At 73.2% G+C, this 21556-nt stretch carries 16 protein-coding genes; 4 read left to right on the top strand and 12 right to left on the bottom strand.

Translation table 11 applies throughout. The features are described from left to right. Positions 1-120 precede the first annotated feature (120 nt). From AB0M11_RS26125 to leuA, 12 genes are all read right to left on the bottom strand, one after another. Complete coding sequence (locus tag AB0M11_RS26125) at positions 121-336, bottom strand: hypothetical protein (protein WP_365709495.1); 216 nt, start codon at positions 334-336, stop codon at positions 121-123. Positions 337-448: 112 nt separating this feature from the next. After that, a complete protein-coding gene (locus AB0M11_RS26120) occupies positions 449-1375 on the bottom strand; it encodes a dihydrodipicolinate synthase family protein (RefSeq protein WP_365709493.1) in 927 nt (308 codons plus the stop codon). Next, positions 1372-2382 carry an ABC transporter ATP-binding protein gene (locus tag AB0M11_RS26115; protein WP_365709491.1) on the bottom strand — a complete coding sequence of 337 codons (1011 nt, stop codon included), beginning with the start codon at positions 2380-2382 and terminating at the stop codon, positions 1372-1374. Before AB0M11_RS26115 ends, AB0M11_RS26120 begins: the two co-directional genes overlap by 4 nt. Further along, positions 2379-4418, bottom strand: a complete 2040-nt coding sequence (locus tag AB0M11_RS26110) for a dipeptide/oligopeptide/nickel ABC transporter permease/ATP-binding protein (protein ID WP_365709489.1) — start codon at positions 4416-4418, stop codon at positions 2379-2381. The genes AB0M11_RS26115 and AB0M11_RS26110 overlap by 4 nt, the downstream gene beginning before the upstream one ends. After that, entirely contained in the window at positions 4415-5374 is a 960-nt protein-coding gene (locus AB0M11_RS26105) for an ABC transporter permease (RefSeq protein ID WP_365709487.1), read from the bottom strand. The genes AB0M11_RS26110 and AB0M11_RS26105 overlap by 4 nt, the downstream gene beginning before the upstream one ends. Positions 5375-5378: 4 nt before the next feature. Beyond that, positions 5379-6983: an ABC transporter substrate-binding protein gene (locus tag AB0M11_RS26100; RefSeq protein WP_365709485.1), complete on the bottom strand. Its 1605-nt coding sequence runs from the start codon at positions 6981-6983 to the stop codon at positions 5379-5381. Between the two features lie 271 nt (positions 6984-7254). Further along, positions 7255-8286 (bottom strand): hypothetical protein, encoded by a 1032-nt coding sequence (locus tag AB0M11_RS26095; RefSeq protein WP_365709483.1) that lies wholly within the window; start codon positions 8284-8286, stop codon positions 7255-7257. After that, complete coding sequence (locus tag AB0M11_RS26090; protein WP_365709481.1) at positions 8283-8816, bottom strand: SigE family RNA polymerase sigma factor; 534 nt, start codon at positions 8814-8816, stop codon at positions 8283-8285. Before AB0M11_RS26090 ends, AB0M11_RS26095 begins: the two co-directional genes overlap by 4 nt. Before the next feature lie 69 nt (positions 8817-8885). Next, on the bottom strand, positions 8886-10064 hold the full coding sequence (locus AB0M11_RS26085) for a sialidase family protein (protein ID WP_365709546.1): 1179 nt from the start codon (positions 10062-10064) through the stop codon (positions 8886-8888). 92 nt (positions 10065-10156) lie between these two features. Beyond that, positions 10157-14125: a tetratricopeptide repeat protein gene (locus AB0M11_RS26080; RefSeq protein ID WP_365709479.1), complete on the bottom strand. Its 3969-nt coding sequence runs from the start codon at positions 14123-14125 to the stop codon at positions 10157-10159. A 302-nt stretch (positions 14126-14427) separates the two neighbouring features. After that, positions 14428-15123, bottom strand: a complete 696-nt coding sequence (locus AB0M11_RS26075; protein WP_365709476.1) for a TerB family tellurite resistance protein — start codon at positions 15121-15123, stop codon at positions 14428-14430. A gap of 185 nt (positions 15124-15308) precedes the next feature. Further along, positions 15309-17030 carry a 2-isopropylmalate synthase gene (gene leuA / locus AB0M11_RS26070; RefSeq protein WP_365709474.1) on the bottom strand — a complete coding sequence of 574 codons (1722 nt, stop codon included), beginning with the start codon at positions 17028-17030 and terminating at the stop codon, positions 15309-15311. Between the two features lie 374 nt (positions 17031-17404). Here leuA and AB0M11_RS26065 point away from each other — a divergent pair, with 374 nt between their 5' ends. From AB0M11_RS26065 to AB0M11_RS26050, 4 genes are all read left to right on the top strand, one after another. Then, a complete protein-coding gene (locus tag AB0M11_RS26065) occupies positions 17405-18475 on the top strand; it encodes a M4 family metallopeptidase (protein ID WP_365709472.1) in 1071 nt (356 codons plus the stop codon). Between the two features lie 52 nt (positions 18476-18527). Then, entirely contained in the window at positions 18528-18794 is a 267-nt protein-coding gene (locus tag AB0M11_RS26060; protein ID WP_365709470.1) for a protealysin inhibitor emfourin, read from the top strand. 71 nt (positions 18795-18865) lie between these two features. Then, a complete protein-coding gene (locus tag AB0M11_RS26055; RefSeq protein WP_365709468.1) occupies positions 18866-20200 on the top strand; it encodes a GH1 family beta-glucosidase in 1335 nt (444 codons plus the stop codon). Further along, positions 20197-21453, top strand: a complete 1257-nt coding sequence (locus AB0M11_RS26050) for an MFS transporter (protein ID WP_365709466.1) — start codon at positions 20197-20199, stop codon at positions 21451-21453. Before AB0M11_RS26055 ends, AB0M11_RS26050 begins: the two co-directional genes overlap by 4 nt. Positions 21454-21556: the final 103 nt, after the last annotated feature.

Raw genomic sequence — 21556 nt, 5'->3', positions numbered from 1 at the left:
AGCATGATGCGGTCCGCCTCGCCCGGCTTCTGGGTGCGTGGCGCGATGCCGGCGTCGCGGATCAGGCTCATGGGCCCATTCTGCCCTGCCGCCGGGCCGGAGTGTCGGGCGAGGGAAGCTTCAGCGGGCCTCGCCCCGGGCGCGGGCGTCGGCGTGGGAGGCGGCGGCGCCCAGCCGTTCGGCCCGGGTGGCGACGCGCACGGCGTCCGGGTGGACGTCCCACTCCCGTCCTCCCCCGTACGGCCGCAACTGCACGTAGGGGCCCTCGTGCCCCATGACGATGCCCAGCCGTCCGGTGCGGGTGTCGACGGCGCAGGAGCCGATGGGGAGGTTCATCGCGTTCACCTCACCTGGCTCCCCCGCCCCTTCGAGTTTCACGCTTCGCATCACCGGTGTGGCGCCGCGTGCCTAGACTCGGCCGGAGTCTGTCCCGGGTTCCGGGCGGCCGCTACATCAGCCCCGCGCCCGCGAGGTACTTCGCCACGCACTCGGTCTCCTCCTGCGTCAGGGGCACCTGGGGTTCGGCCGTGGCCGGGCAGTCGATCACCCCGCGCAGGTGCAGCGCCGCCTTGAACGCCCCGAGCGCCGCGGAGCCGGCGCCCATCCGGGCCGGGTCCCCGACGCCAATCATCCGGAAGAGGCCGCACAGCCGCTCCTGTTCCGCCCGCGCCCGCTCCCAGTCGCCCGCGCGGCAGAGCCGGACCAGGCGCACGTAGCCGTCCGGGTCGACGTTGGCGAGGCCCGGCACCGCCCCGTCGGCGCCCAGCGCGAGGGCGGAGTCGACGGTCAGTTCGGACCCGGTCAGCGCGCTGAAGCCGGACAGGCCCCTGCTGCCGGTGACGACCTCGCGGAAGCCCGCCAGGTCGCCGCTGGAGTCCTTCAGCCCGGCCAGCACGCCGTCGGCGGCCAGTTCCAGGACCAGGCCGGCGGGGAGTTTGGTGTGCACGGCGACCGGGATGTCGTAGGCGATCACCGGGACCGGGGACCGGTCGGCGACCAGGCGGAAGTGGCGGGCGATCTCGGCGGGGTGGGTGCGCGTGTAGAAGGGGGCGGTGACGACGACGGCGTCCGCGCCCGCCGCGCTGACGGCGGCGACGTGGTCCAGGACCCGGGGTGTGGTCATGTCGATGACGCCGGCCAGGACGGGGAGCCGGCCGGCCACGTGGGAGACCACGGTCTCGGTGACCAGCCGGCGCTGCCGGTCCGTCAGGTACGCCGCCTCGGAGGTCGAGCCGAGGACGAACAGGCCGTCCACCCCGGCCGCCGTCAGATGGTCGACGAGCCTGCGCAGGGAGGCGACGTCCACCTCGCGGTCCGGTGTCAGGGGTGTGCAGACGGGCGGTACGACACCGGTCAGCGAGGCGGACAGGGTCATGCGGTCTCCCTGGGCAGGCGGTGGCTCGGCTGGTCCTCCTCCCCAGGATCCACCGGGTGGTGACAGCGGTAGCGGTGACCGGGCCGTGACGCGGCCGTGAAGTCAGGCATGCGGAGGGCACACGCGTCGTCCGCCCGCCAGCAGCGGGTCCGGAACGGGCACCCGGACGGCGGCCGGACAGCCGACGGGACCGGGCCGGTGAGCGGGACGGGATCGACCGGGTCGAGCAGTCCCGGCGTGGCCGAGAACAGGGCCCGGGTGTACGGGTGCCGGGCGTGGCCGGTGACGTCCGCGGCCGGGGTGTCCTCGACGATCCGCCCCAGGTACATGGTGATCACACGGTCGCTCATCCGCCGTACCGTCTGGATGTCGTGGGAGACGAGGACGAGGGCGAGACCGAGACGTTCGCGCAGGTCCAGCAGGAGGTTGAGGATCTGGGCGCGGACCGAGACGTCCAGCGCGCTGGTCGGTTCGTCCGCCACCACCAGGCCGGGGTCCAGGGCGAGGGCGCGGGCGATCGCGACGCGCTGGCGCTGGCCGCCGGAGAGCTGGCCGGGCAGGGCCTCGGCGAGGGCCCGGGGCAGTCCGACGAGCCCCATCAGCTCCCGGACCCGTTCCTCGCGTTCGGCCTTCGTGCCGCGCTCGTGGACGTCCAGCGGGTCGCGCAGGATGCGGCGGACGGGCAGCCGTCGGTTGAGGGCCGTCGACGGGTCCTGGAAGATCATGCCGGTGCCCGCGCCGACTGCCGTCCGGCGTTCGGCGGGCGGCATCGCCCACAGGTCCCGGCCGTGGAAGGCGACCGTGCCGCCGGTCGGCCGCTCGATGCCGACCAGCACCTTCGCCAGCGTCGACTTCCCGCACCCCGACTCGCCGACCACCCCGACCGTCTCGCCGGGCGCCACGGTGAGGTCGGCGCCGGTCAGCGCGTACACCCGGTCCCGGCCGAACAGGCCCCGGCCGCGGGCCCTGTGCACCACGTGGACGCCGGTCAGCTCCACCGCGCTCATGACACCGCCCCGGTGCGCACCAGGTCGACGGCCGGGTGGTGGCAGGCCGCGGTGTGGGTGGGGGTGCCGACGAGGGCCGGGGGCGTCGTACGGCAGACCTCGCTCGCCGCCGGGCAGCGGTCGCTGAAGCGGCAGCCCGCCGGGAAGTCCGCCGGGGACGGCACCACGCCGCCGATCTGGGTCAGCCGGTCGGCCCCGGACTCCAGCGACAGCACGCTGCCGAGCAGGCCGCGCGTGTAGTGGTGGGTCGGGGTGCCGATCAGATCGGCGGTGACGCCGGTCTCGACGAGCTGGCCGCCGTACATCACCGCCACCCGGTCGGTGACGTCGGCGACCAGGGCGAGGTCGTGGGAGACGAGGATCAGCGCGAAGCCGAGTTCCTCGCGGAGCCGGAGGAGGAGCTCCATCACCTGGGCCTGGACGGTGACGTCCAGGGCGGTGGTCGGCTCGTCGGCGATGATCAGACGGGGGTCGCGGGAGAGGGCCATCGCGATGAGGACGCGTTGGCGCTGGCCGCCGGAGAGTTCGTGGGGGTATCTGCGGAGCGTGCCGGTGGGGTCGAGGCCGACGAGGGTGAGGAGGTGGGCCGGGGTGTGCCGGCCGCCGCGTCTGGTCAGCTGTTTCAGCTGGGCGTTGACGGTCATGGAGGGGTTCAGGGAGGACAGGGCGTCCTGGTGGACCATCGCGATCTCGTGGCCGAGGAGGCGGCGGTGGGGGGTGGTGAGGTCGACGGGCGGCTGCGGGCCGGTGGGGGCTGGTCGCGCCCGCGCGGCGGTAGCCGCATGTCCGGTACTGCCCCGCGCCCCTTTGGGGCGCGTTGCTTCACCGGCGTGGAAATCGATTCGGCCCGCTACCCGCGCGGTCCTCGGCTGCAAACCCATGATCGTCAGGGCCGTCAGGGACTTTCCGCAGCCCGACTCCCCCACCAGGCCGAGGACTTCGCCCGGGTGAAGGTCGAAGCTGATGCCGTTGACGATGTTCACGCCCCGGTGGCGGTCCGGGAAGGAGATCGTGAGGTTCTGCACGGACAGGACCGGAGGTCCCTCGCGGGAGGGCAGCGGACGGGCGCGCCGTCGTAGCCGGTCGGCCGCCTCGGTCAGGGACGGCAGCTCCGGGGCCTCCCCCGGCTCAGGTACCTCCGCGGGCTCCGCCGGCTCCGTCTCCCTCCCCGCCGGGGACGCCCAGGCGTCCGAGACGCCCTCGGAGAGGATGTTCAGGGCGAGGACCGTGCACAGGATCAGCAGGCCGGGGAAGAGGGTGGCCCACCAGCCTCCCGTGAGGACCATGTTCCTGCCGTCCGCGATGACGCTGCCCCAGGAGGGGGCGGGCGGGCGTACGCCGGCGCCGACGAAGGACAGGGACGCCTCGAAGACGATGGCCTCGGCGACCTGGACCGTGCAGAAGACGAGGATCGGGGCGAGGCAGTTGACCGCCACGTGGCGCAGGACGATGTGCGGGGTGCGGGCACCGATCACACGTTCCGCGGTGACGTAGTCCTCGCCGTACTGGTCGAGGACGTTCGCCCGGACGACGCGGGCCACGGGCGGCGTGAACAGGAAGGCGATCGCGCAGATCAGGACGGTGATCCCGCCGCCGAAGACGGCGACCAGGACGGCGGCCAGGGCGATGCCGGGGAACGCCATCACCACGTCCAGGCAGCGCATCAGGGTCTCGTCGACGGCCCGGCGGGAGGTCGCCGCGAGGGCCCCGAGGAGGGTGCCGGCGAGCAGGGCGAGGGCGGTCGCGCCGAGGCCGATGGCGAGGGACCAGCGGGCGCCGTACATGAGCCTGCTGAGGATGTCCCGGCCGAGGCTGTCCTGGCCCATCCAGTGGCCGGCCGAGGGGTGGCCGGTGCCGTCGACGGGGGCCTGCTGGGCGAGGGGGTCGTCGGGGGCGAGGAGGGGGGCGCACAGCGCCACCAGGACGATCACCGCGAGGAAGGCGAGGGCCGCCCTCGACGGCGGCGGCAGCCTGCGCAGCCGTCCGACGGGACGGGCGAGGGCGGCGGTGCGGGCCGCGCGGGTGGACGTCGTCATGCCGCCTCCCTCAGACGCGGGTTCACCAGGAGGCAGAGGATGTCGATGACGAGGTTGACGACGACGAAGCCGGTCGCGGTGGTGAGGACGACGCCCTGGACGACGGCCGGGTCGCCGTTCTGCACGGCGTCGATCATCAGCTTGCCCATGCCGGGCAGGGCGAAGACGGTCTCGATGACGACGGCGCCGCCGAGCAGGTAGCCGACCCGCAGCCCCAGCACGGTCAGGGGGTTGACCAGGGCGTTGCGCAGGACGTTGCGGCCGACCACGACGTGCGGTGGCAGGCCGCTGCCGATGGCGGTGCGGACGTGGTCCTTGTCGAGTTCCTCGACCACCGAGGTGCGGACGATCCGGGTGAGCTGGGCGGCCACCGGGAGGGAGAGCGCGAGGGCGGGCAGGGCCATGGTCCTCAGCCAGCCGGTGACGGAGTCCTCGGGGTTGATGTAGCCGCCGGACGGGAACCAGCCGCGGTCGACGGCCAGGTACTGGATCATCAGCAGCGCCAGCCAGAAGGCGGGGGCGGCGACCCCGACCAGGGAGAGGACGCGGATGACCTGGTCCGGCAGGCGGTCGCGGTGGACGGCCGCGGTGACGCCCGCGGCGAGGGCCAGGACGACGGCGATGCCGAGGCCCAGAAAGGTCAGCTGGAGGGTGAGCGGCAGAGCGGTGAGGATCTGGTCGCGGACCGGCGTGCGGGTGAGGGCGCTGGTGCCGAGGTCGCCGTGGAGCAGGCCGCCGACGAAGTGGACATAGCGCAGGGGCAGGGGGTCGAGGAGGCCGTTGCGTTCGCGGAAGTCGCGGAGCTGCCGGGGTGTGGGGTTGGCGCCCTGGAAGAACGCGGAGGCCGGGTCGGCGTCGGAGAACCGCATCACCAGGAACACGAAGAGGGCGATGCCGAGCAGCAGCGGCACCAGCAGGGCGGTGCGGCGCAGCAGGATGCGCAGGACGGCGGTCATGCCGTCAGGCCCACCGGGCGGTGAGGACGTTGATGCCCGGGTAGGGCTGGGCCCTTATCCCGGTGAGTCGGCGCGGGTCCCAGGCGGTGATCAGCTCGTTGTGGACGACCGGGTAGAGGACGGCCTGTTCGGCGACGACGTCGAGGTAGTCCTGGATCATCGTCCGCTTCCGGTCCGGGTCGGGTTCGCGGGTGGCCGCGTCCATGTCCTTGAAGAGCCGCTTCGCGACCGCGTCGTCGGTCCAGCGGGCGTAACGCGTCCAGAGGTTCTCGGGGCCGTAGTTGTAGTGCATGATCAGGTCGGCGTCGAGGCCGAACTGGTTGGGGTTCGAGACGGCGGCGACGACCTGGTAGTCCTGTTTCTGGTCCAGCTTGGTGAACACGGCCGTGGTCTCCTGCGGGGACAGGGTCGTGGCGACGCCGATCGCGTCCCAGGACGACTTGATGGTGGGCAGGCAGTCGACGAGCCAGCTCACGTCGACGGCGAGCAGGTCGACGCGCAGGCCGGTGACCCCGGCCGCCCTGAGGAGCGACGTCGCGCGGTCGGGGTCGTGGTCGTAGACCGTCCTCGCCCGGCGGTAGGCGGGGTTTCGCTCGTCCAGGAACGAGGTCGCCGGTCTTCCGTGGCCCTTGAGGGCGACCTCGACGAGTTGCGCCTTGTCGATCGCGTAGTGCAGGGCCTGGCGGACCCGGACGTCGTCGAAGGGCGGGTGCCGGGTGTTGAACATCAGGAACGCGTTGTTCATCCCGGCGGCCCCGCAGACCGACAGGCCGCCCTGTTCCAGACGGGGGATGTTGGCGTAGGGGATGTTGTCGGAGATCTGTGCGCCGGCGCCGGCGCCGGAGATCCGGGCCACCCGGGAGGCCGCGTCGACGATCGTCAGCCAGTTCATCCGGGGGAAGGCGGGCGGCCGGGGGCCGTTGTAGCGGGGGTACGCGGCGAAGGTGGTGTTCGACTTCGGGTGGTGTCCGCTCTGGCGGTACGGTCCCGAGCCGATCGCCAGTCCCCTGATCGCGTCGTCCCAGGCGCCGGGCCGGGAGAACACGTGCCTGGGCATGATCTTGGCGAGGGTGAGGCGGGCGATCCCGTCCGGGAAGGGGAACCTCAGGACCAGGTCGACGGTCCGGGCGTCGACCCTGCGGGCCTCCTGGAGCCAGCTCGCGAAGAAGCCCTGGGCGAGGGTGCGGGTGCCCGGGTCGAGGATCCGGTCGAAGACGAAGACCACGTCGTCGGCGGTGACCGGTTTCCCGTCGTGGAAGGTGGCGCCGGGACGCAGGGTGAACCGCCAGGTGGTGGCGTGCGGGTCGGCGGGCAGCCGGGTCGCCAGCGCCGGGTAGGGGGCGCGGGTGATCGGGTCGGTGTCGGCCAGGCCCTCGTAGATGTGGTTGTTGGCGGCCATCGCGAACGCGGACGCCGTCTGCGTGGGATCCCAGCTGCCGTCGTTGCCGTAGCCGATCACCGCGGTGAGGGTGCGGTCCGAGCCGTCGCCGCCGAGGTCGATCGTGGACTTCGGACCGCACGCCGTCAACGCCGGCAGACCGGCCGCGGCGCCGAGCGCACCGGCGTGCGCCAGGAACGCCCTGCGGCCACGGATCGCCTGGTCGCGCAACGGTACCTCCAGCGTGGGGTCTGGAAAGGAGACGTCGGACGTCCTGCGTCCAGCGCGACCGTAAGAGGGCGACCCGGGCTCGGCAACACAAGACGCGCGAACGGTGTAAAACCGCACAGACGGGGCCGATGACGCCCCCACCGGGACGACCGGCTCGGGTCGGCCTGCCACCACCGCCTGCTGCCGCCCGGCGAACCGCCGGCGGAGGACTGCGCGGACCGGCTGGTCGCCGGCCTGCGGCACGCGGGCGGCACCGGCTGAGCCGCCGCGGCTACGGCAGCGTCCTCTCGTACGACGTGTCCTGGTCGGAGTCGTAGACGAGCTTGCCCGTCGCGTCGTAGCCCTTCAGGTGCGGGGCCGCGGTGACCTGCCGGTGCAGGGTGCCGGTGGCGACGAACCAGCCGTGGTCGAGGACCACCTCACCCGCGCCGCCGCCGTAGCTGACGGTCATCCGGGTCACCGAGGGGCGGTAGCCGCCGATGATCCCCCAGCGGAACGGCAGTTTCCAGTTGCCCTTGTCGATGACCGACTGCTGGTACAGCTTGCCGCTGTTCATGTCCGGCACCACGGGCGTCTTCGCCTCGCCGAAGGGGTCGCCGATGCTGGTGTTCAGGCCGGAGGCCGCGTCGTCCTTGACGGTGCAGATGAGCCGGGCCGGCACCGGCTTCTGGCGCACCGCGACCACGAAGTAGCCGTCGCCGGGGGCGTTGGAGTCGCCGGTGCTGCGCATCGCCAGGACGATCCGGTAGTCGGCGGGCTTGCCGAGGTCGGTGTAGGTCGGGTCCTTGGCCGAGCGGTGCGCCTCGTTGTCGTCGAGGCACTTGCCGAGGCCGGCGGCCGCCTGCTCGAAGGTGATCCCGTCCAGCAGCTGGTGCGCCGCGGACGCCGGGCGGCCCGGGGCCGTCGGGGCGGCCGTCGGGTCCGGCGCCGTCGGGTTCGGGGCCGTCGGGTTCTGGGCTGTCGGGTCCGGGGCCGTCGGGGTGGCCGCCGAGGCCGAGGCGGCCGGGGTCGTCGGGCCGGTCAGGACCGGTCGTGGACTGGCGACCACGGTGGGGCTGGGCCCGGCCGGGCTGGTCGTGGTCCCGCCGCCCAGCGCGTACGCGCCGACCGGCACCGCCGCCAGCGCCGCCAGCGCCGCCCCGCCCACGGCCAGGCGCCGCCGCCGCTCCAGCACGCCCCGCCGGCGGATCTCCGGGTACGGCACCGGGGACGGCCGGACCTGGGCCGCGTCCCCGGCCAGCAGTACCCGCACCTGGTCCTCGAACTCCGGCTCGGCCGCTCCGCCCTGACTCTGACCGCTCACCTGCTGCCTCCCTGCGCGGGCGTCGCGTGGCTCATGGCCTGCGCGAGTCCCGGAAACGTACGCAACTTCGCCAGGCCCTTGGACGCCTGGCTCTTCACCGTGCCCGGGGAGCAGCCGAGCACCTCGGCGACCTCCCCCTCGGACAGGTCCTCCCAGTACCGCAGCACCACCACCGCACGCTGCCTGGGCGGCAGTTGGGCCAGGGCCGCGAGCAGCGTGCCGCGCTCGTCGGCCCGGGACACGGCGTCGTCGTGCCCCACGCGCTCCGGCGGGGCGTCGGTCAGCGACTCGGCGACCCGGCGCTTGCGGAACCGGTCGCTGTTGCAGCTGACCAGCATGCGGCGGACGTACGCCTCCGGACGGTCGGTCCGGGAGACGCGCCGCCAGGACCGGTACGCCTTCGCCAGCGCGGTCTGCGTCAGGTCCTCCGCATGGTGCGGGTCACCGGTGAGCAGATAGGCGGTCCGCACCAGGTGCGACCACCGTGCTCTGACGAATTCCTGGAACTGGTCCTCTAGTTCGGCCTGCATCAGCCACCCCCTCGCCCTCCAGACCACCGCGGAGGCGGATTCGGTTGCCCGGTCTCCCGGGCGGACCGCTCAGGGTGCCGCGACGCGCCGGAACTCGATCGTGTCGTACGCCGTCCGCGTGCCCGTCTCGTACAGCACGCCCACCGTCCTGCGGTCCACCTGGACCAGGTCGGAGTAGGCGGCCTTCTGGTCGGAGAGGGTGCGGAACCGGTCGAAGGTGATGCCCTGGTCCGTGCTGGTCCACAGGGCCAGGGATGTGCGGGCCGTGGGGACCGAGGGGGCCGAGAAGAGCAAGGGGCCTTCCTGGCCGTCGAGTTGGAGGACCGAGCCCTCGACCACGGGGACCCTGGCGAGGGTCGCCTGGACGGTGAAGGCGGCGTCCAGGCTCTCGCCGCCGTCGCTCGACCAGGCCTCCAGGCGGTTGCCGGGGCTGGAGCCGTTCTGGTCGCGGGCGTTGAAGTAGAGCCGCCCGTCGGGGAGTTGGGCGGCGGTAGTCTCGTTGGCGTTGTCGTGGCCGGTGTAGGAGTCGTCGACGAAGCCGAGGTGCCAGCTGCGGCCGCCGTCGTCGCTGTAGATCGCGTGACCGCCGTAGTACCGGGCCTCCTGGCCGGTGTCGGCGGAACCGGCCCGCGGGGCGGCGGAGTGGTCGGCGGCGACGACCAGGCGGCCCCGGTGCGGTCCCCGGACCAGCGCGACGGCGTGGCCGGGGCCGGTGGCGTACCAGCGCCAGCCGGTGGGTTTCACCTCGGCGGTGATCTCGCGCGGGCGGGTGAACCGGCGGCCGTCGTCGCCGCTGCGCTGCACGTACACCCGGCGGCTCTGCGCCCTGGTGACCTGGCCGCGCATGATCTGCGCCTCGCTCACCGAGCCGTCGTTGTAGGAGGTCACCAGGACGACCTGGCCGCTCCTCGGGTCGACCACCGGCGCCGGGTTGCCACGGGTGTCCCCCCGGCCGCGGGCGACCACCCGGAGCGGGTCCCAGGTGCAGCCGCCGTCGCTGGAACGCCTCAGCACGACGTCGATGTCACCGCTGTCCCCGGTGGTGCTGTGCCGGCCCTCGGCGAAGGCGAGCAGGGTGCCGCGCGGGGTGCGGACGACGGCCGGGATGCGGTACTGGGCGTACCCGCCCTCGCCGGAGACGTACGGCACGGAGGACTCGCAGCCGGCGGCCGCCCAGGCCCGCGGCACGGCCGTGAACGCCCCGAGCAGCAGGGCGGCGACGAGGGAGATCCGGCTCGCACAGGTCACAGGAGACACATGGCTCACACATCCATGCTCCACCCGCCCACCCTCCCCGCACGCCCACAACAGCCGAACGGGTCACCCGGCCTGTCGGCCCGTCAGGTGCGGTGCGGCGGACGCCGGTGGCGCAGAGCGGCGCGCAGCCGCCGCAGGTCCCCGGTGAACAGGCACAGCGGGAGGTAGGAGCGCAGGAACAACCGGACTTGGCGGCTGCCGGCACCGTGGCGCTCGACGTGGTCGGCCAGCACGGAGCCGGCGAGCACCAGCGCGCGGTGCGGGCGCAGGGTCCACAGGGTGGCGAGGGCGACGTCGGAGCGGGCCCGCACGGCCAGCGGGTGGTCCGCACCCTGGACCCGCGCGCGGTCCTCGGCGAGTGCCGTGTACTCCGCCAGCGAGGTGCGTGGGTGCAGGGTCCACCGGTCGGTGAAGGCGACGACACGGCGGGCCGCCAGCGTCCAGGGATGGCGGGGACCGTACCGCCCCTCGTAGGCGGCGAGGCGGAGTCGCGCGGTCTGCCGTGCCCGGCGCCAGCGGCCCGTGGTGCGCAGGGCGTAGATCCACCAGTCCCCCTGGGTCAGGGTCGTCTCGTGGTCCGGGCCGAAGTGGTCCGTCAGGTCGTCGAGAAGCCGCTTCTGCACGGCGGCGTTGCGCCACACCAGACCCACCGAGACGTTGGCGGCGCCGAGCATGCGGCAGGCGCGGACAGTGTCCCTGCTCCAGGGTCCGGACCGGGCTTCCCAGGCGCGCAGCGCCCGCCCTCGCAGTCGCAGGGCCTTCAGCCGCCGCTGAGCCGCCCGCAGGTCCCGGGCCATGTCCTCCAGAGCGCCGATGGTGAGGGGGTGTTCGCCCCCCAGTTCCCTGCGCAGCCGGGTGTGGAGCTGCCGTGTGAGCCGCCGGCGGAACGCCCGCCGGTGCCCGGTCCGCAGCAGGGCCCGGACCAGCTCCTGACGGACGATCACGGCGAGCAGGGAGCCGGCTCCGTAGTGCCGGTCGTGATCCGCCACACCCCTTTCGGCCAGCACCATTTCCTCCTCGTACCGCCCGGCCCGGTCGCAGGCCCAGGCCAGCTGACGGCGGGCCAGCAGGGTGGCCGGGTGGTCCTCGCCCCACCGCCGGGTCACGTCTGCCGTGATCCGGCGCTGCAGGGTCAGCATCGCCTCGTACTCCTCATTGCACTCAAGCGCGCCGGCCAGGTCGACTCGGGCCCAGACCACGTTGAGGTGGTCCTCCCCGTAGAGCCGGGTGTACTCGGCGACGGTCCGTTCCCGCAGCTCCTTCGCCTCCCGGAGACCGCCGGTGGTGAGCAGCAGTTCGGCCAGCCGCGCCCGGGCCGCGAACACCTTGGGGTGGTCCGGGCTGAGCGCGTGCTCCGCCTCCCGCACCGTGTCGCGCAGCAGTTCCTCCGCCTCCGCGTGGCGGCCGGCCGCGACGAGGGCGTCGGCGAGGGCCAGGCCGACCTGGAAGGTCTGCGGGTCGCGCGGGCCGCACAGCCGTTGGTTGTCGGCGAGGAGTTCACGGGCCCGGTCCACGGCCTCCTCGACGCGTCCGTGACGCACGCACAGGCCGATGTGGGCGTAGCGCACGTCCAGCGTGGCCGGGTCCTCGGCGCCGAGGACGCGTTCGTGGTCCGCGGCCAGGGCCCGGTTCTCCTCGTAGGCCTCGCGGTGACGGATCGACTGGTCCAGGGACCACACGAGCTGGCGTCGGGCGCGCAGGACGTCGGTGTGCTCGGCGCCGTACACCGCCGTCTCGTCCGCGATCAGGCGCCGGTAGAGGTCATTGGCCTCCTGGTCCTGGTCGGCCGCCTGGAGACAGTAGGCCAATGTGTCGCGGACCCGGAGGGTGTCGGCCGCGCGTGGTCCGAACGCGTCCTCGGCGTCGGCCACGGTCTCACGCGCCAGGGTGACGGCCTCGGCGTGGAGCCTGGCGTCCGAGCAGTGCCGGGCGAGCCGGTCACGGGCCAGCAGCGTCTCCCGGGCGGCGGGTCCATGGGCGAGCCGGCACTCCTCGACATACCGGCGCAGCACCGCCACCCCCTCCTCCGCCTCGTCGACCGCGTGATAGGCGTCCGCGAGACCGCGCAGCGAGTCCGGGCCGCCCGCCGACGGGCCGGCGCCGCCGAGCACGTCCGCCAGCCGTTCCACCACGCTCACCGCCTCGCGGTGCCGGCCCGCCGTCGCATAGGCGTTCGCCAGGGAGTCCAGCGCCTCGCGGGTCTCCTCGTGGTCGGGGCCGTACCGGCGCCGGGCATCCCGTTCCAGTTCCTCGTACATCGGGAGGGCGCGCTCGTAGCGTCCGCTGTCGAGGTAGGCCCCGGCGAGGTCGCGGCGGGCCTGGGCGAGGCCGGGGTCGTCGGGGGCGAGCCGGCGTTCGGCGAGTGCCAGTCGTCTGACGTAGGCGGTGACCGCCTGCTCGCTGCGGCGGGCGGCCGAGTACATGTCGCCCTCCAGCTCCAGGGCGTGCCGCACCGCGGGCGCGTCCTCGTCCAGGGCCGCCTCGCAGTCGGCGCGGGTGCGTACGGCGAGTTCCAGCGCCCTCGTGGTGGAGCCGACGTGGCGGAGATGGCCGTAGGCCGCCCAGCGGCGCAGCAGCACCAGGTCGGTCCACAGGTCCGGGGGCCAGGCGGCGGGTGCGTCCCGCAGGACGGCCCAGAGGGCGTCGATCTGGTCGACGAGCTGGCTCGCGAACTCCCTTCCTTCCCAGGCGTCCTGGGCGGGGACGCGGACCTCCGCCAGGTGCCGGGCGACCGCGGCGGCGACCGGTCCGAGGGCCGCGCCCGCGCGTTCGCGCACCACCCGCTGCACCAGCCGGTGCAGGCTGGGGGCGTCCGTGCCGGTGTCGGTGGCGAGCGAGGCCTGGAACAGCGTGCCGAGAGCGTCCGCCACGGCAGTCGGATCCTCGACGCCCGCCTCCCGGGCGGCTCCGTGCAGCAGTTCCCGGGGGACACCGGCCGGGGACAGCACCGAAAGGATCTCCAGGACGATCCGCACCGCGCCGGGCGGCCCCGCCTGCTCGGCCTGTTCCACGGCGAGCAGCACCGCCTCGGCCAGCCGGTGCGGGTAGCGTTCCCCGGGCACCTTCTCCAGCACCGCGTCCAGCGGATAGCCGCGCAGCCGCGCCAGGTACGGGCGGTATCCGGTGCCGCGGGACCGGATGACGTGGGCGGCCTGGGCCAGTGCCAGGGGCAGCCGCCCCAGTTCGGCGGCGAGTTCGGCCGCGCCGTCGTCGTCCGGGCCCACGCGTTCGCGCAGGAAGGCCAGGGCCTCCTCCTCGGTGAACACGGTGACGTCGACCCGGGCCGCGGCCAGGTACTCGAAGGCCCGGGAGGTGGCCGTCACCACCACCTGGGCGTGCCCCGGAGTGGGCAGCCAGCGGCTCACCTCGTCGGGGTCGGTGGCGTTGTCCAGCACCAGCAGGCAGCGGTGTTGCGGGTTGCGGCGGATCCAGGTGAGGGCCGCCCGCGCGGCCCGCACCGTGTCGTCCCCGGCCTGCCGTACCCCGAGCTGGTCGGCGAGTTCGGCCAGGCCCGAGGTGAGCTGCCCGCTGTTCTCGGCGGTGATCCAGGCCACGACGGGCCACCCGTCCTCGATCCGGCGCCGCGCGTACGCGGCGGCCAGCTGGGTCTTGCCGACACCCCGGGCGCCGGTGACCGCGTGGACCACGGTGAGATCGTGCCGGGCGGCGACACCGGTCAGTTCGGCGAGGAGCTCGCTGCGCGGCTGGAAGCCGACCGGCTCACGCGGCAGGTCGCCCATCCGGACGCGCGGCGGAGCGGGTTCGGCGGCCGGGGCGGCGCCGGTCACGGTGACGGTGGCGCGCGGCAGCTCCAGGCGCACCGCGTCCGGCCCCGGGTCGGCGGCGGGCCGGTCGGCACGGGGCGCCCACCAGGCGCCCCAGGTGCCGCCGACGGTGGCGGCGACGGTCGCGGCGGCCACTCCCACCGCGACCCGGTCGCCGTCGGAGGCCGGCAGCGACGGGACGTGCACCACGTAGAACAGCCAGAACACGGCCGCGAACGCCACCACGCTCAGCACGACGACCAGCATCCAGCGCACGCCTGACCTCATGCGCTCCCCCTTGTCCACCGCCGGGAACCGCGCATCCCCGTGGCCGCGCACACCGTCGCGTCCCGGAGATCTCGCGTCCGCACCAGGAATCCCCAGCCTGCCGGCCGGTGCCGAACTCTCGCGTCATGCACCGGAATTCCCCGGCCGCGCGCCGCGGACACGCCACGCGTACCGGAAAATTCCCCCGGCGTCCCGCAAGAACGCCGGGGCGGGACGCGGCTGCGGGACGGCCGGCGCTCAGGGCGACCGATGCTCGGGGCGACCGGGGCTCACGACCGTGCGCGGCCGGGCGGCGGGCGGGGTCAGGACGGGAGGCGGGCCGCTGCCAGGAGGCGGCTGACGTCGTCGGCGCAGATGGTCAGGGCCGCGCCGACCGTGCCGAGAACCTCGCGTTCGGCGTTGGTGTAGGGGCCGTCGGCGAGCGCGATCCGGGCGGCCTGGAGGAGCAGTGCCTCGCGGCCCACGGGGGCGAGATGCGGGGCCAGCGGGTCCAGGGCCTCGTGCAGCTCTATCGCCAGGCTCGCGCGGTACGGCTGCTCGAAGACCCGCCCGGTGTCGGCGACGACGGCCTCGACGAGCGCGCTCAGCTGCTCCTCCGTGACCTCCTCGAAGCCGGCCGCGCGGACCGCGCCCGCCGCCGCCTCCAGGGAGGCGCGGGAGCAGGTGCCGCCCGCGGCGAGGACCGCGAGGGCGACGGTGTGCACGGCGTCGCGGAGCATCGCCGAGAAGCGGGAGGTGGTGGGGTGGTCGAGGACGTCGGTGCCGTAGTGGTGACGGCAGGCGGCGCACTCCACGACCGGCCCGGTGGTGCCGCGCGGCAGCACCGGCACGCCGAGCAGGGTGAAGCGGCGACGGCCGGTGAGCCGTTGGTAGTTGCGGTCGCCGCCGCAGCCGGGGCAGAAGAACTCGCCGTCGCCCACGGGTGTCCACGCGGTGCGGGTGCCCAGGATGCGGGCAGGCCTGGCGGTTCGGCAGTCTCGTCCCCGTACTGGCAGCACGTCGCACCTCCGTAACGCCGTGGCAACATCGCCACCGCTGGCGTGATGTTAGCCACATGGAGGAGCCGGAGTCAGTACCCCGTACGAGACCAGTCCGTGACCTGTGCGGCGAGATGGCCGGGAAACGACGGGGCCCTGATCGCCACGAGAGCTGATCAGGGCCCCGAAACCGCCGGTCAGAGTGGTTAGCGGGCCGCGCGGTTGACGGCGGAGACGACCGCCTTCAGCGACGCACGCGTCGTGTTCGCGTCGATGCCGATACCCCACAGAACCTTGCCGTCGATCGCGCATTCGATGTAGGAGGCGGCCTGCGCGGAGGCGCCCTCGCTCATCGTGTGCTCCTGGTAGTCCAGGAGCCGCACGTCGATGCCCAGGCTCTGCAGCGCGTCGAAGAACGCGGAGATCGGGCCGTTGCCGGAACCGGTCAGGACGGTGTTCTCGCCGTCGACGACCGCCTCGACGGTGAGGGTGTCCACACCGTCGGTGTCGGTGGTCGACTGGCCGGTGCGGACCTGGATGCGGCCCCAGGGGTTGTCCGGGTTCGGCAGGTACTCGTCCTGGAAGACCGCCCAGATGTCGGCGCCGGTGACCTCGCCGCCCTCGGCGTCCGTCTTGGCCTGGATGATCTTCGAGAACTCGATCTGCATCCGGCGCGGCAGGTCCAGCTTGTGGTCGTTCTTCAGGACGTACGCGATACCGCCCTTGCCGGACTGCGAGTTGACCCGGATGACCGCCTCGTAGGAGCGGCCGACGTCCTTCGGGTCGATCGGCAGGTAGGGCACCGCCCACTCGATGTCGTCGACGGTGACGCCCTTCGCGGCCGCGTCGGCCTCCATGGCGTCGAAGCCCTTCTTGATGGCGTCCTGGTGGGAGCCGGAGAAGGACGTGTAGACCAGGTCGCCCACGTACGGGTGGCGCGGGTGGACCTCCATCTGGTTGCAGTACTCCCACACGCGACGGATCTCGTCGATGTCGGAGAAGTCGATCTGCGGGTCGACGCCCTGCGAGAACAGGTTCATGCCCAGGGTGACCAGGTCGACGTTGCCGGTCCGCTCGCCCTGCCCGAACAGGCAGCCCTCGACGCGGTCGGCGCCGGCCATCAGCGCCAGCTCGGCAGCGGCGACGGCCGTGCCGCGGTCGTTGTGCGGGTGGACGGAGATGCAGACGTGCTCGCGGCGGGAGAGGTTGCGGTGCATCCACTCGAAGCGGTCGGCGTGCGTGGACGGCGTCGACCGCTCCACCGTGGCCGGCAGGTTGAGGATGATCTCGCGGCCCGGCCCCGGCTGGTAGACGTCCATGACCGCCTCGCAGACCTCCAGCGCGAAGTCCAGCTCGGTGTCGGTGAAGATCTCCGGCGAGTACTGGTAGCCGAACTCGGTCTCGGGGCCCAGCAGCTTCTCCGCGTACTCCATCACCAGCCGCGTGCCGTCGACGGCGATCTGCTTGATGTCGTCCTTGGAGCCGCGGAACACCACGCGGCGGAAGACGGGGGCGGTCGCGTTGTACAGGTGGACGGTGGCCCGCCTGGCGCCCTTCAGCGACTCGACCGTCCGCTCGATCAGGTCCTCGCGGGCCTGGGTCAGTACGGAGATGGTCACGTCGTCCGGGATCGCGCCCTCTTCCTCGATGATCGAGCGCACGAAGTCGAAGTCGGTCTGGCCGGAGGCGGGGAAGCCGACCTCGATCTCCTTGTAGCCCATCTTGACCAGCTGGTCGAACATCCGGCGCTTGCGCTCGGGCGACATCGGGTCGATCAGGGCCTGGTTGCCGTCCCGCAGGTCGGTGGAGAGCCAGCGGGGAGCGACGGTGATCCGCTGGTCCGGCCAGGTGCGGTCCGGGATGTCCACCTGCTCGTAGCGGCCGTACTTGTGGATCGGCATGGTGCTGGGCTGCTGGCGGTTCGCCATGATGACGGGGCTCCTAGTGGGTGTCCTTCAGGACGGCCGACGACGCAACGCGAAGCTCCGCGGGGAGGGAGTCGACCTGGACTACAGGCCCTCGCCGCGGCAGCTAAGAAGAAGCAGCCCGAAACGCATGATGCGATCCACTGTAACCGAGCCGAATAAACCAAGCGGTTCCGTATCAGCATGCGGGACTGCGACGCGCCGCACACGGGTGCGCGGCCGCGACAGGTGCGGCTGCGCCGCATGGGCGCGACAAGCCACCCACAGCCCGCACCACATAACACAGAGCAACCAACCGAGAAGAAACCATCCCCATATTTCACCAATCATGGTGGCACCTAGTGACATGCTGCTCACGCAGTGCCATCGTGCCGGGCATGACGACCAACGGGGGCTACAGGCCCGTCTTCTGCACCATCGTGCCGCCGCACATCCTCGACCACCTCGCCACCCACGAGGACCAGGCACTCGCCGACTCCGCGCTGCGCACCCTCCAGCACGACTCGGCCCAGCGCACCCGCCGCCGGATCACCGCGGTCCGCACCGCCGTCGCCGCCGCGCCCACCCCGGCGCCCGCGGCGGCGCAGCCGCACCGCACGATCTACGACGCCGGGCACCGCACCGACCTCCCCGGCACCGAGGTCCGCCAGGAAGGCTCTGAGCCCGGCCAGGACGCCACCGTCAACCGTGCCTACGCCGGCCTCGGCGCCACCTTCGACCTGTATCTGAAGGCGTACGGGCGCGACTCCGTCGACGGCAGCGGGCTGCCGCTCGACGCGAGCGTCCACTACGACGTCGACTACGACAACGCCTTCTGGAACGGCGAGCAGATGGTGTTCGGCGACGGCGACGGCCAGATCTTCACCGACTTCACCAGTTCCGTGGACGTGATCGGCCACGAACTCACGCACGGCGTCACCCAGTACACCGCGAACCTGGAGTACTACGGCCAGTCCGGCGCGCTCAACGAGTCGGTCTCCGACGTCTTCGGCTCGCTCATCAAGCAGTACTCCCTCGGCCAGAGCGCCGACCAGGCGGACTGGCTGATCGGCGAGGGCCTGCTCGCCCCCGGCGTGCACGGCGTGGCGCTGCGCTCGATGAAGGCCCCGGGCACGGCGTACGACGACCCGCGCCTCGGCAAGGACCCGCAGCCGGCCACCATGCAGCACTACGTGCGGACCAGCCGGGACAACGGCGGTGTGCACATCAACTCCGGTATCCCCAACCACGCCTTCTACCTGCTCGCCACCGCCCTCGGCGGCAACGCCTGGGAGCGGGCCGGGCAGATCTGGTACGACGTCCTCACCGGCGGCGAGCTCCGGTCGGACGCCACGTTCGCGGACTTCGCCAGGCTCACGGTCGCCGCGGCCAAGGCCCGCTACGCGGCGGGCGAGGAGAGCGAGGCGACCGTCAAGGCCTGGGCCCAGGTGGGGGTGCAGGCCGGCTGACCGTACGGGGGCGGGGGTGCACGCGGGCCGCTTCCGTACTACACAGGGACCCATGCGTATTCAGGTGAGGCGCACGGGCGGGTTCGCGGGCATCGAGCGCCGGGCCGAGGTGGACACCTCGGACCGGCCCGACGCCCCTGAGTGGCAGGCCCTGGCCGAGCGCGCGCTCGCGGCCGGCCGGGGCACGCCGGTACCCGGGGTGCCGGACGGGTTCAGCTACGAGATCACGGTGGACGGACGGACGGTGTACGCGGCCGACCCGCGGCTGTCCGAGGACGAACGCGAGCTGATCTCGCGGGTGTTGAAGGAGGGAGCGTGACCGGGGCCCGTAACGGGTAGTTCACGCTCGGGCGTTGACTTATGTTACCGGGGGTAAGGATGATCCCGGCCATGGCGACAGACGCGGTCCATCCGCTGCACCCCTTCCCCCGGTTCCCCGACGGCTTCCTCTGGGGAGTCTCGACCTCCGCCCATCAGATCGAGGGCGCGGCCGGCCTGCGGGAGCCGTCCGTCTGGGACGTGTTCGAGGCGGAGCCGGGCCGGATCAAGGACGGCTCGACGGCGGCGGTGGCCTGCGACCACTACCACCGCCACCGCGAGGACGTGGCGCTCCTGGCCGGCCTCGGCGTGGACGCGTACCGCTTCTCCGTCTCCTGGCCGCGGGTCCGCGCGGCGGGCGGCCTGGACTTCTACGACCGGCTGGTGGACGAGCTGTGCGCGGCGGGCGTCCGCCCGGTCCCGACCCTCTTCCACTGGGACCTGCCGGTGGCCCTCCAGGAGGAGGGCGGCTGGCTGGAGCGGGACACCGCCGCCCGGTTCGCGGACCACGTCAGCGTGGTCGCCGACCGGCTGGGCGACCGCGTCACCAAGTGGATCACGCTCAACGAGCCCGCCGAGCACACCCTGCTCGGCCACGCCCTCGGCACCCACGCCCCCGGCCGGCAGCTGCTCTTCGACGCGCTCCCGGTGGCCCACCACCAGCTCCTCGCCCACGGCCTCGCGGTACGGGCGCTGCGCGCGGCCGGCGCCACCGACGTCGGCATCGCCAACTCCCACGGCCCGGTCTGGCCGGCCTCCCAGGAGAGCGCCGACCTGGAGGCGGCCGGCTTCTACGACATCCTCCTCAACCGGCTCTTCGCCGAGCCCGTCATCCTGGGCGCCTACCCGGACGGCATGGGCGACCTGATGCCCGGGGACGTGGAGTCCGACCTGAAGGTGATCGCCGAACCGGTCGACTTCTACGGCGTGAACTACTACTCCCCGACCCTGGTCGGCGCTCCGCAGGGCACCGAGACCGAGTTCGGCGGGGTCACCATGCCCGCCGAACTCCCCTTCTCGGTACGGGAGATCGAGGGCGTTCCGGTGACCGACTTCGGCTGGCCCGTCGTCCCCGAGGGCCTCACCGAGGTCCTCACCGCCTTCCGCGACCGCTACGGCGACCGCCTCCCGCCCGTCGTCATCACCGAGAACGGCTGCTCGTACGAGGGAGTCGACGACCAGGACCGCATCGCCTACCTGGACGGTCATGTCCGGGCGCTGCACAGGGCGGTCGAGGCCGGCGTGGACGTGCGGGGCTACTTCGTCTGGTCGCTCCTCGACAACTTCGAGTGGGCGGAGGGGTACGCGCGCCGCTTCGGCCTGGTCCACGTCGACTACGCGACCCTGGAGCGGACGCCGAAGTCCTCCTACGGCTGGTACCGGGACCTGCTGCGGGCGCAGAGATGACGACGCTCCGGGAGCCCGCCGCCGCGCTGGCGGAGCCGGTCGAGCGGGTCGGCCGGGGCTGGACGTCGGCGCTGTCGCTGGCCAACGGGGCGATCTGGGTGGGCTGGTACGGCCCGCTGCAGATCCTGCTCGCCTCCCAGGCCAAGGACTTCGCGCCCGGTTCCGGGATGTCGAAGGAGACGATGCTGGCGTGGGTGACCGGCGTCGGCGCGGTGGCGTCACTCGCGGCGAACCCGGTCTTCGGCGCGTTGTCGGACCGTACGACGTCCCGCTGGGGCCGCCGTACGCCGTGGATCGTCGCCGGGACGGCGGGCGGGGCGCTGTCCCTGCTGCTGCTCGCGGACGCCGGCGGCATGGGGACGATGATGCTGGGCTGGTGCCTGGTCCAGCTGACCCTGAACGCGGCGTTCGCGGCGGTCACGGCGGCGGTGCCGGACCGGGTGCCGAGGCTCCAGCGGGGCTCGGTGGGCGGCTGGCTGGGGGTCGCGCAGATCCTCGGCGTGGTCGGCGGCACCGGTCTGGCGACGGCCGCGGGGGGTGTCGGGGCGGGCTATGTGGCGTGCGCGGTGTTCACGGCGCTGGGCGTCCTGCCGTACGTGCTGCGCTACCCGGATCTGCGGCTTGCGCCCCAGGACCGGCCGGAGTGGTCCTGGCGGGGCTTCCTGGCGGGCTTCTGGCTCAGCCCGCGCCGGTATCCCGACCTGGGCTGGGCGTGGCTGACCCGCTTTCTGATCAACCTCAGCAACGCGCTGGTGCTGCTGTACCTGCTCTACTACCTCCGCGACCGCCTGCACCACGCCGACCCCGACCAGGGGGTGCTGGTCCTGACCGCCGTCAACGGGGTGACGCTGATGGCGACCGTCGTGGTCGGCGGGGTCTGGTCGGACCGGACGGGCCGCCGCAAGCCGTTCGTGATCTGGTCGGGGATGCTGATGGCGGCGGCGACGGCGCTGCTCGCGGTGTGGCAGACCTGGCCGGGCGCGATCGTGGCCGCGGCGGTGCTGGGCATCGGCTTCGGGGTCTTCACCTCCGTGGACTTCGCGCTGATGACCGACGTCCTGCCGAAGGCCCTGGACCGCGGCAAGGACCTCGGCGTCATCAACGTCGCCAACTCCCTCCCCCAGGTCGCGGCCCCCGCCCTCGCCGCGCCGATCGTCACCTACCTCGGCGGCTACCGGGTCCTGTACCTGGTGGCGGCGGTGATCGGGCTGGCGGGGGCGTGGCTGGTGGGGCGGATACAGGGGGTCGACTGACCGGCGCCCCCGGGTGCGGCGGGGGCCCGAAACCCGGGGGCGGGAAGAGGGGGCGGCCCCCCGGGGGGCCGGCGGCCCCGCCCGCCCCGCCGGGGGGGCGGGC

This window comes from Streptomyces sp. NPDC051987 (assembly GCF_040680735.1).
Classification (GTDB): domain Bacteria; phylum Actinomycetota; class Actinomycetes; order Streptomycetales; family Streptomycetaceae; genus Streptomyces.
The sequence above is the reverse complement of the archived record's forward strand: the minus strand, read 5'-3'. Positions and strand labels throughout refer to the sequence as shown.

Bases quoted from the DNA above. Each gene is read 5' to 3' on its own strand.
- AB0M11_RS26125 (WP_365709495.1), bottom strand. From the start codon at position 336: ATGAACCTCCCCATCGGCTCCTGCGCCGTCGACACCCGCACCGGACGG.
- AB0M11_RS26120 (WP_365709493.1), bottom strand. From the start codon at position 1,375: ATGACCCTGTCCGCCTCGCTGACCGGTGTCGTACCGCCCGTCTGCACA.
- AB0M11_RS26115 (WP_365709491.1), bottom strand. From the start codon at position 2,382: ATGAGCGCGGTGGAGCTGACCGGCGTCCACGTGGTGCACAGGGCCCGC.
- AB0M11_RS26110 (WP_365709489.1), bottom strand. From the start codon at position 4,418: ATGACGACGTCCACCCGCGCGGCCCGCACCGCCGCCCTCGCCCGTCCC.
- AB0M11_RS26105 (WP_365709487.1), bottom strand. From the start codon at position 5,374: ATGACCGCCGTCCTGCGCATCCTGCTGCGCCGCACCGCCCTGCTGGTG.
- AB0M11_RS26090 (WP_365709481.1), bottom strand. From the start codon at position 8,816: ATGCAGGCCGAACTAGAGGACCAGTTCCAGGAATTCGTCAGAGCACGG.
- AB0M11_RS26080 (WP_365709479.1), bottom strand. From the start codon at position 14,125: ATGAGGTCAGGCGTGCGCTGGATGCTGGTCGTCGTGCTGAGCGTGGTG.
- leuA (WP_365709474.1), bottom strand. From the start codon at position 17,030: ATGGCGAACCGCCAGCAGCCCAGCACCATGCCGATCCACAAGTACGGC.
- AB0M11_RS26065 (WP_365709472.1), top strand. From the start codon at position 17,405: ATGACGACCAACGGGGGCTACAGGCCCGTCTTCTGCACCATCGTGCCG.
- AB0M11_RS26060 (WP_365709470.1), top strand. From the start codon at position 18,528: ATGCGTATTCAGGTGAGGCGCACGGGCGGGTTCGCGGGCATCGAGCGC.
- AB0M11_RS26055 (WP_365709468.1), top strand. From the start codon at position 18,866: ATGGCGACAGACGCGGTCCATCCGCTGCACCCCTTCCCCCGGTTCCCC.
- AB0M11_RS26050 (WP_365709466.1), top strand. From the start codon at position 20,197: ATGACGACGCTCCGGGAGCCCGCCGCCGCGCTGGCGGAGCCGGTCGAG.